Consider the following 13,849-nt stretch of genomic DNA (forward strand, 5'->3'; position numbering starts at 1 on the left):
AGGGCCAATCGCACTGACACACTACAACCCCCCCCCGAAACCGCCGCCATCTTAAAGCCTCACCGATTCATCGGCGCAACAAACCGGCTCTTCGCCACGCTATAAATCGCGGGCTCATCGCTGTCGGCAATCTTGAAGCTCAAGGTCTGCGAGCTGCTGGCCGCACGTTCCGTGGTCATCGCCACCGACACCGGTACATCGACGATCTCGCCCGGCGCCAGGCTCAGCTCGGTCTTGCCTTGCAGCTGGAAGCCGTCGCCGTCCAACAGCGTCAGCTTGTAATCCTGGCGTTGCTGGGTCTTGTTGATGACCTTGAGGGTGTAGATGTTTTCGATCTGGCCCTGACCGTTTTCACGGAACAGGCCCCGGTCCTTGGTCACGTCCAGCGACACCATCGGCCGTTCGACCAGTGCCAGGGCGAGGGCGCCGATCATCACCACCAGCACCGCGACGTAGCCAATCAATCTCGGGCGCAGCAAGTGCGTCTTGCCGCCCTGCAACTCGCGCTCGGAGGTGTAGCGAATCAGGCCACGGGCGTAATTCATCTTGTCCATGATCGAGTCGCAGGCGTCGATGCACGCTGCGCAACCGATGCATTCCATTTGCAGGCCGTCACGGATGTCGATGCCGGTCGGGCAGACCTGCACGCACAACTGGCAGTCGATGCAATCGCCGAGGCCGGCTTCGGCCGGTTTCACCTCGCGTTTGCGCGGGCCGCGGTTTTCGCCGCGAGCTGCGTCGTAGGAAATCGTCAGTGTGTCCTTGTCGAACATCACGCTCTGGAACCGCGCATACGGGCACATGTGCATGCACACGGCTTCGCGCAGCCAGCCGGCGTTGATGTAGGTGGCGGCGGTGAAGAACAGCACCCAGAACAGGCTGACCCCGCCAATCTGCAGGGTCAGCAGTTCTTCGGCCAACGGGCGGATCGGGGTGAAGTAGCCGACGAAGGTCAGGCCGGTGAGCACGCTGATCGCCAGCCACAACGTGTGCTTGGCCGCACGCCGCGCCAGTTTGTTGAGGCTCCAGGGCGCAGCTTGCAGTTTGATCCGCTGGTTGCGCTCACCCTCGGTGATCTTCTCGCACCACATGAAAATCCACGTCCACGAACTCTGCGGGCAGGTGTAACCGCACCAGACCCGGCCGGCGAACACGGTAATGGCGAACAGGCCGAACGCGGCAATGATCAGCAGCGCCGACAGCAGAATGAAATCCTGTGGCCAGAAGGTCGCGCCAAAGATGTGGAATTTGCTTTCGGAAAGGTCCCAGAGCACCGCCTGACGCCCACCCCAGTTCAGCCACACGGTGCCGAAGAACAGCAGAAACAGAAACCCCGCGCCGCTCATGCGCAAGGTGCGGAACAGGCCGGTGAAGCTGCGGGTGAAAATCTGGTTGTCGCTGGTGGCGTGTTTCGCCTTCATTGGGCGCGCCGGTACTTTTTTTATCTGGGGAGATGCTTCTACGGTTCGGACGGGGATTCGTTCGCTCATGGTCGTTCGCTCATCAGCCTCCATCAGGCCAGTGAACTATGAGCGCCGATCTGTTTGCATAACAGACTCAGGTATTTCAATAAAAAGCGTATCAGATGGGATTTGCACCCACGCCTGCGACAACTTGAAGCAGCCCGCAGGCTATGGCGCAGAGGCCTATCCCAGACGTCTGCGCCAGTTCTTGACCGGGGTCAGTCAAATCACCGAATCACTGTCGTCAGCCTTCAGGTGTTTGCGTCCGTCCCTGGCGCCTGCGACGGTCAAGGCGTCAGCTTCGGCTTCGGTGACGTAGATGCGCCGTCCTTCCACTTCGACGAACGACATGGCTTTTTCGCTATCTGTCCTGACTTCCAGCGTGTCGCAGATCCGGATTTCCTCACCATTTTCAACGGTGAAAAAACAGACTTTCGATTCCGGATTGCTTTCATCGATACGAAGGGGCATGGCGTTGTCCTTTTTTCACGGGAGTCTGAAACGTTAGGGTGCGAGGTTCTGCAGATCGTTCGACGCAACCGATTAATGGTCGGCGCTGTCCATCCACTATCAACGCATTAAAAGGACTGCACGATGAACGCCTGGTGGCATGAAGTGTGGGAAACCCTGCAAGCGGAATTCGCCGATATCGGCGATGCGTCGCAACTGACCCGGATCACCGTGCGTCTGCTGATGGCGGCAATATTGGGCGGGATTCTCGGGTTCGAGCGCGAGCACAAGGGCAAGGCCGCCGGGGTGCGAACGCACATGCTGGTGGCCCTCGGCGCGGCGCTGTTTGTACTGGTGCCGCAATTGTCCGGATCGCAGGCCGACGCGATGAGCCGGGTGGTACAAGGCGTGATTGCCGGTATCGGCTTTCTGGGGGCCGGCACCATTCTGAAAAATCACGAAGGCGATGAAGGGCACGTCAAAGGCCTGACCACCGCTGCGGGCCTGTGGATGACCGCCGCCATCGGCGTCGCGGCCGGTCTGGGCCGCGAGGCGACGGCGCTGCTCAGTACATTGCTCGCTTGGGGGATCTTCAGTGTCATGCCACGGATCGTCAGAGTCTTCGAAAACGATCACGTCGAGAAAGACCGCATCGAGAAAGACCACAACGACCCGCGCTGATCAGACGATTACCGGCGGCATGGTCGTCGGCGGTTCTTCCTTGGGCGGTGGCGTGGAGCCTGGCGGTTTCTGTTCGGGAATCGGTTGCGGCTCGGTCTCGGGCAGGGTCGGTTTATCGATGTTCGGATCGGGTGTTTCGGCTGGAATCGGGATAGTCATCGGGTGAACCTCCGTGTGGCACTTGGCGTGGGAAGTGCTTAAGTGGATTGACCACTTCACTGCGAAATCGATCCGATTTTGTGGCGGGGCAAATCCCTGTGAACTTTTCCCGGCGTGAGTCGCTCGGAACCTGAGAGAGTTCATCATCGGGCGCAGGCCCGGCCGTGATCGCCAAACAGGCAAACGAGCGTCCTTGGGGCGTTAAGGAGAGATGCTCAATGACTGCTGAAAAACCCTCAGAACAGAGCTACAACCCGCATATACCGTTGTCGCAGGCCTTGCTGCTGCCGCGTATCGTCATAGAAAACACCGCGCCGACCCTCGACGGCGGACAGTTTGCCGTCAAGGCAATCGCAGGCCGCAAGATCGTGGTCACCAGCAAGGTGTTCGCCGACGGCCACGACAAACTGGCGGTGCGTATCCGCTGGCGCGAAGAGGGCGATGAAACCTGGCAAACCGAAGTCATGAGCGATCAGGGTAACAACGGCTGGCGCGGAGTGTTCCAGCCGCAGCGCATGGGCCGGTACTTGTTCCTGATCGAAGCCTGGATCGACCAGTTCGCCAGTTTTCAATACGAGCTGGAGAAGAAGCACACCGCCGCCGTTCCGGTCAGCCTTGAGCTGCAAGAAGGACGCACCATGGTGCAGCAAGCCGCCGAGCGCAGCGAAGGTCAGCTGAGCGAACAACTGGCAGCCTTGCACCACGAATTGTCCGGCCTGCTCGAAACCGAGCAGGTCGCGCTGTTTCTGCACCCGCAAAGTGCGCAGTTGATGGCCGAGGCCGATCACCGCCCTTATTTGAGCATCAGCAGTGAATTCCCGGTGGACGTGGAGCGTGAACTCGCCGAGTTCGCCAGTTGGTACGAGTTGTTTCCCCGCTCGATCACCGACGATCCCGCCCGCCACGGCACCTTCAATGACGTACACGCGCGTCTGCCAATGATTCAGGACATGGGTTTCGACGTGTTGTATTTCACGCCGATCCACCCGATTGGCCGCAGCCACCGCAAGGGCCGCAACAATTCCCTGACCGCCGGCCCCGACGACCCCGGCAGCCCGTATGCGATCGGCAGTGAAGAGGGCGGGCATGAAGCGATTCACTCGCAGCTCGGCACCCGTGAGGATTTTCGTCGACTGGTGACTGCCGCTGCCGAGCACGGTCTGGAAATCGCCCTCGACTTTGCGATCCAGTGTTCCCAGGACCACCCTTGGCTCAAGCAGCATCCGGGCTGGTTCAACTGGCGGCCGGACGGCACGATCAAATACGCGGAGAACCCGCCGAAGAAATACCAGGACATCGTCAACGTCGACTTCTATGCGCCGGAAGCGATTCCGAGCCTGTGGGTCGAGCTGCGCGACATCGTGGTCGGCTGGGTGCAGGAGGGCGTGAAGATCTTTCGCGTCGACAATCCGCACACCAAGCCGCTGCCGTTCTGGCAATGGCTGATCGCCGATGTGCGCGCACTGCACCCGGAGGTGATCTTCCTCGCTGAAGCGTTCACCACGCCGGCGATGATGGCGCGACTGGGCAAGGTCGGTTACACCCAGAGCTACACCTATTTCACCTGGCGCAACACCAAGGCCGAACTGGCGACTTACTTCAGCGAACTCAATGAATCACCTTGGCGCGAGTGCTATCGGCCGAATTTCTTCGTCAACACCCCGGACATCAACCCGGCGTTCCTGCATGAGTCGGGGCGTCCCGGGTTTCTCATCCGTGCGGCGCTGGCGACCATGGGTTCGGGCCTGTGGGGCATGTATTCGGGGTTTGAACTGTGCGAATCGGCACCGGTGCCGGGCAAGGAGGAATACCTCGATTCGGAGAAGTACGAAATCCGCGTCCGCGACTTCAACCAGCCCGGCAACATCATTGCCGAGATCGCCCAGCTCAACCGCATCCGCCGGCAGAACCCGGCGTTGCACAGCCATCTGGGCCTGAAGGTCTACAACGCCTGGAACGACAACATTCTGTATTTCGGCAAGCGCAGCGCGGACGGCAGCAATTTCATTCTGGTGGCCGTCAGCCTCGATCCGCATAACGTGCAGGAGGCGAATTTCGAGCTGCCGCTGTGGGAAATGGGCCTGGCGGATGATGCCACCACCCACGGCGAAGATTTGATGAACGGCCATCGCTGGGACTGGCACGGCAAGTACCAGTTCATGCGGATCGACCCGGCGTATCAGCCGTTTGGAATCTGGCGCATTACTGCTTCCTGATCGTGGGCGCCCCAACAGAATTCAACAGGAGTTTCATATGGCGAAGAAACCCAAGGCTGCCACCTTCATCAAGGACCCGCTCTGGTACAAGGACGCGGTCATCTATCAAGTTCACGTCAAATCCTTTTTCGACTCCAACAACGACGGAATCGGCGACTTTCCCGGCCTGATCGCCAAACTCGATTACATCGCCGACCTTGGCGTCAACACCATCTGGCTGCTGCCGTTCTACCCGTCGCCACGGCGCGATGATGGCTACGACATCGCCGAATACCGGGGTGTGCACAGCGATTACGGGACGATGGCTGACGCCAGGCGGTTCATCGCCGAGGCCCACAAGCGTGGTTTGCGTGTCATCACCGAGCTGGTCATCAACCACACTTCCGACCAGCACCCGTGGTTCCAGCGGGCCCGCAAGGCCAAACCCGGTTCGGCCGCTCGCGACTTCTATGTATGGTCGGATGATGATCAGAAATACGACGGCACGCGGATCATTTTTCTCGACACCGAAAAGTCCAACTGGACCTGGGACCCGGTGGCCGGGCAGTACTTCTGGCACCGTTTCTATTCGCACCAGCCCGATCTGAATTTCGACAACCCGCAAGTCATGAAAGCCGTGCTGTCGGTGATGCGCTACTGGCTGGACATGGGCATCGACGGCCTGCGCCTGGATGCCATTCCGTACCTGATCGAGCGCGACGGCACCAACAACGAAAACCTGCCGGAAACCCACGACGTCCTCAAGCAGATCCGCGCCGAAATCGACGCCAACTATCCGGATCGCATGCTGCTGGCCGAAGCCAACCAATGGCCGGAAGACACCCAGCTGTATTTTGGTGACACCGACGCCGAGGGCGTGAATGGCGACGAATGCCACATGGCGTTCCACTTCCCGCTGATGCCGCGCATGTACATGGCGCTGGCCCAGGAAGATCGCTTCCCGATCACCGATATCCTGCGCCAGACTCCGGAGATCCCGGCCAATTGCCAATGGGCGATCTTCCTGCGCAACCACGATGAACTGACGCTGGAGATGGTCACCGACAAGGAGCGCGACTACCTCTGGAATTACTACGCCGCCGACCGCCGCGCACGGATCAACCTCGGCATCCGCCGACGTCTGGCGCCGCTGATGGAGCGCGACCGTCGCCGCATCGAGCTGCTCAACAGTTTGCTGCTGTCGATGCCCGGCACGCCCACCCTGTATTACGGCGATGAGATCGGCATGGGTGACAACATCTACCTCGGCGACCGCGACGGCGTGCGCACGCCGATGCAATGGTCGATCGACCGCAACGGCGGGTTCTCCCGCGCCGATCCGGCCAGTCTGGTCCTGCCGCCGATCATGGACCCGCAATACGGCTATCAGTCGGTCAACGTCGAAACCCAGGCCGGTGACCCGCATTCGCTGCTGAACTGGACTCGCCGTCTGCTGGCCGTGCGCAAGCAATCCAAGGCATTCGGTCGTGGCACGCTGAAAATGCTCTCGCCGGCCAACCGTCGCGTGCTGGCCTACACCCGCGAATACACCGGCCCGGATGGCAAACACGAAATCATCCTGTGCGTGGCCAACGTCTCGCGCAGTGCCCAGGCGGTGGAGCTGGACCTGTCGGCCTACGTCGGCATGGTGCCGGTGGAGATGCTCGGTGGTAACGCATTTCCGCCCATCGGCCAGCTCAACTTTCTGCTGACCCTGGCGCCTTACGGCTTCTACTGGTTCGGCCTGGCGGCGGAAAACCAGATGCCGAGCTGGCACGTCGAGCCCGCGCAGAGTCTGCCGGACTTCACCACGCTGGTGCTGAAAAAACGCATGGAAGAACTGCTCGAAGCGCCATCACGAGCCACCCTCGAACAGGGCATCCTGCCAAACTGGCTGCAGAATCGCCGCTGGTTCGCCGGCAAGGATGCTGCCATCGAACACGTGAAGCTGGCCTACGGCGTGCGCTTCGGCGATGCGCAGCATCCGGTGCTGCTCAGCGAAATCGAAGTGCAGAGCGGCGGGCAGTCCAGTCGTTATCAATTGCCGTTCGGCTTTATTTCCGAAGATCAGGTCGGGCCGGCGTTGCCGCAGCAATTGGCCCTGGCGCGGGTGCGTCGGGTGCGTCAGGTCGGGCTGATTACCGATGCATTCAGCCTCGAAGCCTTTATTCGCGCAGTGCTGCAAGGCATGCAGTCCGGGACGGTGCTGGAATCCAGCGATGGCGAGATCCGTTTCGAGGCAACGCCTGAGCTGGAAAAACTCGGTCTCGGCGCGGAATCCGAAGTGCGTTATCTGTCCGCCGAGCAATCCAACAGTTCGGTGGTGATCGGCAACAGTCTGGTGCTCAAGCTGATCCGCAAAGTCGCTTCTGGCGTACACCCGGAACTGGAGATGAGCGCTTACCTGACCGCGGCCGGATTTGCCAATATCTCTCCGCTGCTGGGTTCGGTGATTCGCCGCGACGGGAAGGGCGAAGACAACCTGCTGATGATTGCGCAGGGCTACTTGAGCAATCAGGGCGACGCCTGGGAATGGACACAGAACAACCTCGAACGGGCGCTGCGCGATGAACTGGCCGACGCCGTTTCCGAACAGGCGCAACACTACAATGCCTTGGGTGAGTTGAAGGATTTCGCCGGCATGCTCGGCCAGCGTCTGGGGGAAATGCATCAGGTGCTGGCAGCGCCGAGCGACAACAAGGACTTCGCACCGCAAGTCAGTTTGACCAAGGACGCGCAGGCGACCGGCAAGGATGTCGCGGCTCAGGTCGAGCACGCGCTGAAGCTGCTCAAGCAACATCAGGGTGAACTCGACGCGACGGATCAGAAGCTGGTCGGTCGCTTGCTCGACCACAAGAAAACCATCTTGGCCCATGTGCAGGAACTGGCGAAGCAGTCGGCTGGCGGCCTGCGGATTCGCGTGCATGGCGACCTGCATTTGGGGCAGGTGCTGGTGATCAAGGGCGACGCCTATCTGATCGATTTCGAAGGTGAGCCGGCACGGCCACTGGCCGAGCGCCGAGGCAAGCACAGTCCGTACAAGGATGTCAGCGGGGTGCTGCGTTCCTTCGACTATGCCGCCGCCATGGCCCTGAATGTGCACAACGTCGACAACAGCCCCGAGGCCGAAGCCGCGCGTCGGCGGGTCACGGAGCGTTACCTGCGCGAAGCCCGGGAAGCATTTCTCCAGGCATATCGCCAAGCGGCAGCTAGTCTTGATCATGCCTGGCAAGATCCTGAAGGTGCCGACGCCGCACTGGCGTTGTTCGGTCTGGAGAAAGCGGCCTACGAAGTGGCCTATGAAGCCGAAAATCGCCCCACCTGGCTGCCCGTGCCGTTGCACGGCCTGTATGGGTTATTGACGGGGCTGGAACCCTTTTCCGATCTTGATGGAGAGTAGTCATGAGTTTCTCGAACAGGGAACAGGGTCACGCTAAAGAAAGATTGCTGCCCACTGCAAAAGATATCGATGCATTGGTGCGCGCAGAACATCAAGACCCGTTTTCCATTCTTGGCCCCCACGGCGATGGCGCCGGGGGGCAGTTTATCCGGGCGTATCTGCCCGGCGCGTTGAGCGTTTCGGTGCTGGACAAAAACACTGGCGAAGAGATTGGTCCGCTGGACGCCACCGAAACGCCGGGGCTGTTCGTCGGGCATTTCGAGGGCGTACGGCCTTACCTGTTGCGCACCCGCTGGGCCGGTGGCGAACAGGTCGCCGAAGATCCCTACAGCTTTGGCCAGTTGCTCGGTGAAATGGACTTGTATCTGTTCGCCGAAGGCAACCATCGCGATCTCAGCAGTTGCCTCGGCGCACAGTTGAAAACCATAGATGGCGTCGATGGCGTGCGGTTTGCCGTGTGGGCACCGAATGCCCGGCGGGTGTCGGTGGTCGGCGACTTCAACGTCTGGGACGGGCGACGTCATCCGATGCGTCTGCGGCATCCGTCCGGGGTCTGGGAGCTGTTCATTCCGCGCCTGCAAGCGGGGGAGCTGTACAAGTACGAAATCCTCGGCGCCCACGGCATCCTGCCGCTGAAGGCCGACCCGATGGCACTGGCCACCAGCCTGCCGCCGGATACCGCGTCCAAAGTCGCCTCGCCGTTGCAGATCGACTGGCAGGATCAGGACTGGATGACCGGCCGCCGCGAGCGCCAGCAACACAATGCGCCGCTGTCGATCTATGAGCTGCATGCCGGATCCTGGCAATGCGAGCTGGACGATCTGGGAGAAGTTGCCCGTCAGTACACCTGGCCGGAGCTGGCCGAGCGGCTGATTCCCTACGTGAAGGAACTGGGTTTCACCCACATCGAACTGATGCCGATCATGGAGCACCCGTTCGGTGGTTCCTGGGGCTATCAGCTGCTGTCGCAATTCGCGCCGAGCGCTCGTTACGGCACGCCGGACGAATTCGCGGCGTTCATCAACGCCTGCCATCAGGCTGACATCGGGGTGATTCTCGACTGGGTGCCGGCGCATTTTCCGACCGATACCCATGGTCTGGCGCAGTTCGACGGCACCGCGCTGTACGAATACGGCAACCCGCTGGAAGGCTTTCATCAGGACTGGGACACGCTGATCTACAACCTGGGTCGCACCGAAGTGCATGGCTACATGCTGGCGTCGGCACTGCACTGGCTGAAGCATTTCCACATCGACGGCCTGCGGGTCGATGCAGTGGCGTCGATGCTCTACCGCGACTATTCGCGCAAGGCCGGCGAGTGGGTGCCCAATCGTCATGGCGGCCGGGAGAACCTGGAGGCCATCGACTTCCTTCGTCATCTGAACGATGTGGTGGCGCTGGAGGCACCGGGAGCGCTGGTGATTGCCGAGGAATCCACGGCGTGGCCGGGTGTCAGCCAGAGTACCCAACAGGGCGGGCTCGGTTTTGCCTACAAGTGGAACATGGGCTGGATGCACGATTCGCTGCATTACATCCAGCAGGATCCGGTGTACCGCGCCCATCATCACAACGAGTTGAGTTTCGGTCTGGTGTACGCCTGGTCCGAGCGTTTCATCCTGCCGATCTCCCACGATGAAGTGGTACACGGCAAGCACTCGCTGATCGACAAGATGCCCGGCGACCGCTGGCAGAAGTTCGCCAACCTGCGCGCCTATCTGAGCTTCATGTGGACCCATCCGGGCAAGAAACTGTTGTTCATGGGCTGCGAGTTCGGCCAGTGGCGCGAGTGGAATCACGATCAGCAGCTGGATTGGTATCTGCTGCAGTATTCCGAGCACAAAGGCGTGCAGAAACTGGTTGGCGACCTGAATCGTTTGTACCGCGAAGAACCGGCGCTGCATGAGCAGGACGATGCACCGCAAGGGTTCCAGTGGTTGATCGGTGACGATGCGATCAACAGCGTCTATGCGTGGCTGCGCTGGAGCAAGGCGGGGACGCCGGTGCTGGTGGTGGCCAACTTCACGCCGGTGCCGCGTCAGTCGTATCGGGTGGGTGTGCCGTTTGCCGGACGCTGGAAGGAGTTGCTCAACAGTGATGCCGACACCTATGCGGGTTCCAACTATGGCAACGGTGGCGGGGCGTATGCCGAAGAGGTGCCCAGCCACGGCCAGGCGTTGTCGCTGGAGCTGAATCTGCCGCCGCTGGCGGTGTTGATCCTCAAGCCGGAGGGGTAGGCCAGACACCGTTAACCCCGCTGCGGTTCGGCGATTCGGCTGGCCAGTCGAGTCGTCGATACGCAGCTCCCACAAGGTCCTTCATGATCCGGATATCACCAGCGCATCCGCACCCCCAGACTGCCGATCAACCCGTTCAGATCATTGTCATCCACATCACTGCTGTAGTCGGCGCTGACGTACAGGCTCACGGTCGGCGTGACCTTTGCCACCAGACCCAAGCCCAATTCCACCGTCGATGACTTGCGACTGCTGCTGATCTTGTCCACTTGATCGAGGGTCACCGTGTTGCCGGTGTACACCGTGTGCCAGAGGTTGGTGCGCACGTAGGGTTCCACGGGCAGGCCGCTGAGGTCGTAACTGCCTTTGAGGCGCGCTCCGACCCGGCCGCTCCAGGACGAAAGATCGCTGGACGATGCATGGCCTGAGCCGGCGTAAGGCGTGTCGAGGGTAATTCGCTGATTGATCAATTGCGCCTGCGGTTCAACCACCCAGTTTTCGCCCAGGCCGATCGGGAAGCCGCCTTCCACGGAGAACGTCAGCGCGCTGCCTTCGGTGGCCAGGCGCGCGCCTTGTTCATTGCGACTGAACCCGCTGACCCGGCCACCGCTGGCTGACAGGTCGACGTGCCAGCCTTCGGACCCGGTCAGGCTGTAATAGGCGCCGAGGCTCTGGCCTTGCAGGTTGAGGATATCGGTGGTCGGGTCGGCGAGAGCGCTGTTGACGATCAGCCCGCTGCCATTTGCCAGAATCCGCGTGGTGCCACCGATCAACCCGAACCGCTGGGTCGGCCCGCCGCTGCCTTGCAGAGTCAAGACCGGTGGCCCTTTGATTGCTGTGGAACCGGAAGCCGTAAATCCCGGGCCGAGGGCGTCGGGTTGTGCCTGACGATCAGATTGTCCGTAAAGCTGATCCCAGGCCGAGGGTGCCGGATCCTCGGTCATCAGGTTCGAGCCGCGCAGGTCGGGGCGCGGGCTTGTACGCGGCGGATCGGGGGTGATGATGGTTTCAGGCAGGGTCAGGACGGTGACGTCCTGCCGATACCAGGGCGAGGTTTCGTCCGCCGCAGGGCCGGCCTGCGCCTCCATGGACGAACACAGCAGGAGGGAGCTTGAAACGGTGCAGAAGGTGATTTTTATCTCTTGTGAAGTGAGTGAGGTTTTCATGAACGTCTGCCTTGCTATCGCATGCGGTGTCTCGCCTTGGCGTCTCTCCTACCCGAATGAGGGGCGACCGAATGGAGCGAGGCGAACCTTGGGGGCTCGTTTTCACGAATCTCCGGGGCTCGCCCCGGGTAGTGTTTCCGGGGGTAGTAAGGTAGAGCTAAGAAGACCGCTGACACTGCGTCAAGAAAATGAACGATGAGTCGTCGATCTCAAACGGAAGTCGCAAGCTTTTGTTTTTACGTATTTATATAAGCTCTTGTTTGTAGGGTGAATCGCTGCCTCAGCCGTTCGAGTGAGGCCGACAGCAGCCGACAGTCGGTCTGTCACGGGGGCGCTTTGACGTGCCCGCTCCATCGAAACGCCACCGGGCTGTCAATAGTGCGCTTACAAATGCACCTCGACGGCCAGCGGCAGGTGATCGGAGAGATGCGTCCAGGGTTTGCTGCCGAGAATCTGCGGATCGTGACTGCTGGCATTGCGCAGGTAGACCCGGTCCAGTCGCAACAGCGGAAAGCGTGCGGGGTAGGTCTTGGCCGGCCGGCCGTGATGACGTTCGAAGGCTTCATGCAGGTAGTCGCGACGGGCGAGGGCGACGTTGCCCTGCATTTGCCAGTCGTTGAAATCGCCGGCGATGATCACTGGCGCATCGTCTGGCAGGGATTCGAGCAACTGACAGAGCAGCTGCAACTGCAATTGCCGATGGCTTTCGAGCAGGCTCAGGTGCACGCAGATGGCATGCACTTCGGCATGTCCCGGCACATCCAGTATGCAGTGCAACAACCCGCGTCGTTCCGGGCCGGTGATCGAGACGTCGAGATTGCGATATTCGCGGATCGGATATTTCGACAACAAGGCGTTGCCATGATGCCCATCGGGATAGACCGCATTACGGCCGTAGGCAAAATCGCTCCACATGCTGTCGGCGAGGAATTCGTACTGCGAGGTCTGCGGCCATTCGTTGTAGCGACTGGAATGCCGCTCGTGTTCGCCCACCACTTCCTGAAGGAACACCAGGTCGGCACGGGTACTGCGCACGGCCTCACGCAGCTCGGGAAGAATGAAACGCCGATTGAGTGCGGTGAAACCCTTGTGTGTATTGACCGTCAGCACGCGCAGGCGATGGATGACGGAGGGGTTCAAGGGTTGTGCGTCGATGGCATGACGCTTGGGGTCGCTGGACACGGTCACTCCTCTGAATCATGACTGCCTGTTCATGCGACTGGCCGGGAGGGCGGGCAGTTCACTTTGAGTGAGGCGCCCGCGGCCGTTGATCACTCTACGAAAACGATCTCATAGGGCAAACGCATGCGCTCCAGAATAGCCTTGGGCAACAGCGGCGCAATGCCGATCGCCGGTTCGCCATTGAGCTGACTGGCGTAGGCATGAGTGGCGTGGCTCTTGCGCGCGACGGTCCAGGTGTCGAGGCGCAGCTTGCGTGCGCGGTGCCAGGGAATCTGTGCCTGATCGCGCTCCGGCCAGTGCCATGCCCAGACCGGCACATCGTGGTAGGCCGCGCCGACCTGGCGGGCAGCCTCGGCGCTGGCCCGGCCGACCACTTCATGATCGTCGGTGCCGTCTTCGCGCCAGGTGCTGAACACCACGTCGCCGGGGCGCAGGTAACGGGAGATGAACCCGGTCAACAGGGCTTCCTGGTCGAGCAGGGCATTGTCGGTGAAGCCGCCGCGGACCCATTTCAGGCTGTGCATCGGCAAGCCCAGGCGACGCAAGGCCTCGACGCTTTCCTGAGGGCGAAATACGCTCAGGCGTTTCTCCGACCACTGACGCGAACCGGGATGGCTGGCGCTGCCATCGGTGATCGACAGCAATTGCAGGGGATGACCCAGACTGCACAGCAGTTGCAGCAGGCCGCCGCAGGTGACCACTTCGTCGCCGGGGTGAGGGGCGATGACCACGGCGCGGGCGCCGGCCGGGACCAGATTATGGGTGCTGATGACGGGAATGTTGTCGAGTTGCGCCGCCCTGTTCCAGATTTGTGCAGGCAGGCCGCTTTCATTGAGGGATAACGGTTTCATGGGGCAGGACATCCTTGTGGTGTCGGGCCTTCCGTCGCGCACGGCCACGCGTGCTTGACCCTTGAAGG

Annotated in this window: 10 protein-coding genes; 4 read left to right on the forward strand and 6 right to left on the reverse strand. The window is 61.1% G+C overall.

The window, feature by feature from the left end:
* Positions 1-59 precede the first annotated feature (59 nt).
* Positions 60-1,490 carry a cytochrome c oxidase accessory protein CcoG gene (gene ccoG, locus NE357_RS13310; RefSeq protein ID WP_169430243.1) on the reverse strand — a complete coding sequence of 477 codons (1,431 nt, stop codon included), beginning with the start codon at positions 1,488-1,490 and terminating at the stop codon, positions 60-62.
* A gap of 195 nt (positions 1,491-1,685) precedes the next feature.
* Positions 1,686-1,934 carry a DUF3203 family protein gene (locus tag NE357_RS13315; RefSeq protein WP_007952135.1) on the reverse strand — a complete coding sequence of 83 codons (249 nt, stop codon included), beginning with the start codon at positions 1,932-1,934 and terminating at the stop codon, positions 1,686-1,688.
* Between the two features lie 123 nt (positions 1,935-2,057).
* On the opposite strand from NE357_RS13315, the gene NE357_RS13320 reads away from it, so the two are divergent.
* On the forward strand, positions 2,058-2,594 hold the full coding sequence (locus NE357_RS13320; protein ID WP_169430244.1) for an MgtC/SapB family protein: 537 nt from the start codon (positions 2,058-2,060) through the stop codon (positions 2,592-2,594).
* Here the strand turns inward: NE357_RS13320 and NE357_RS13325 are convergent, their stop codons facing one another.
* On the reverse strand, positions 2,595-2,753 hold the full coding sequence (locus NE357_RS13325) for a hypothetical protein (RefSeq protein ID WP_169430245.1): 159 nt from the start codon (positions 2,751-2,753) through the stop codon (positions 2,595-2,597).
* Positions 2,754-2,971: 218 nt separating this feature from the next.
* Between NE357_RS13325 and NE357_RS13330 the strand changes: the two genes are divergently transcribed.
* Genes NE357_RS13330 through glgB form a run of 3 tightly spaced genes read left to right on the forward strand, consistent with a single transcriptional unit; the run spans position 2,972 to position 10,582 of the window.
* Positions 2,972-4,969, forward strand: a complete 1,998-nt coding sequence (locus NE357_RS13330) for an alpha-1,4-glucan--maltose-1-phosphate maltosyltransferase (protein WP_169430246.1) — start codon at positions 2,972-2,974, stop codon at positions 4,967-4,969.
* A gap of 37 nt (positions 4,970-5,006) precedes the next feature.
* Positions 5,007-8,348 (forward strand): maltose alpha-D-glucosyltransferase, encoded by a 3,342-nt coding sequence (gene treS, locus NE357_RS13335; protein ID WP_169430247.1) that lies wholly within the window; start codon positions 5,007-5,009, stop codon positions 8,346-8,348.
* A 2-nt stretch (positions 8,349-8,350) separates the two neighbouring features.
* Positions 8,351-10,582: a 1,4-alpha-glucan branching protein GlgB gene (glgB, locus tag NE357_RS13340; protein WP_169430248.1), complete on the forward strand. Its 2,232-nt coding sequence runs from the start codon at positions 8,351-8,353 to the stop codon at positions 10,580-10,582.
* 95 nt (positions 10,583-10,677) lie between these two features.
* On the opposite strand, the gene NE357_RS13345 is transcribed toward glgB, so the two are convergent.
* The 3 genes from NE357_RS13345 to NE357_RS13355 all read right to left on the reverse strand — a co-directional run bounded on the left by NE357_RS13345 (position 10,678) and on the right by NE357_RS13355 (position 13,781).
* Positions 10,678-11,748 (reverse strand): autotransporter outer membrane beta-barrel domain-containing protein, encoded by a 1,071-nt coding sequence (locus NE357_RS13345; protein ID WP_169430249.1) that lies wholly within the window; start codon positions 11,746-11,748, stop codon positions 10,678-10,680.
* A gap of 384 nt (positions 11,749-12,132) precedes the next feature.
* The gene (locus NE357_RS13350; protein WP_169430250.1) at positions 12,133-12,930 is read right to left on the reverse strand and encodes an endonuclease/exonuclease/phosphatase family protein; all 798 of its coding nucleotides are present in this window, start codon (positions 12,928-12,930) and stop codon (positions 12,133-12,135) included.
* Between the two features lie 89 nt (positions 12,931-13,019).
* Positions 13,020-13,781, reverse strand: coding sequence for a PIG-L deacetylase family protein (locus tag NE357_RS13355; RefSeq protein ID WP_169430251.1), 762 nt, complete (start codon positions 13,779-13,781; stop codon positions 13,020-13,022).
* Between the last annotated feature and the right edge of the window lie 68 nt (positions 13,782-13,849).

The sequence above is a fragment of the Pseudomonas sp. G7(2022) genome (assembly GCF_052660475.1).

Excerpts from the sequence above, each read along its gene's own strand:
- ccoG (WP_169430243.1), bottom strand. The coding sequence starts at position 1,490 with ATGAGCGAACGAATCCCCGTCCGAACCGTAGAAGCATCTCCCCAGATA.
- NE357_RS13315 (WP_007952135.1), bottom strand. The coding sequence starts at position 1,934 with ATGCCCCTTCGTATCGATGAAAGCAATCCGGAATCGAAAGTCTGTTTT.
- NE357_RS13320 (WP_169430244.1), top strand. The coding sequence starts at position 2,058 with ATGAACGCCTGGTGGCATGAAGTGTGGGAAACCCTGCAAGCGGAATTC.
- NE357_RS13325 (WP_169430245.1), bottom strand. The coding sequence starts at position 2,753 with ATGACTATCCCGATTCCAGCCGAAACACCCGATCCGAACATCGATAAA.
- NE357_RS13330 (WP_169430246.1), top strand. The coding sequence starts at position 2,972 with ATGACTGCTGAAAAACCCTCAGAACAGAGCTACAACCCGCATATACCG.
- treS (WP_169430247.1), top strand. The coding sequence starts at position 5,007 with ATGGCGAAGAAACCCAAGGCTGCCACCTTCATCAAGGACCCGCTCTGG.
- glgB (WP_169430248.1), top strand. The coding sequence starts at position 8,351 with ATGAGTTTCTCGAACAGGGAACAGGGTCACGCTAAAGAAAGATTGCTG.
- NE357_RS13345 (WP_169430249.1), bottom strand. The coding sequence starts at position 11,748 with ATGAAAACCTCACTCACTTCACAAGAGATAAAAATCACCTTCTGCACC.
- NE357_RS13355 (WP_169430251.1), bottom strand. The coding sequence starts at position 13,781 with ATGAAACCGTTATCCCTCAATGAAAGCGGCCTGCCTGCACAAATCTGG.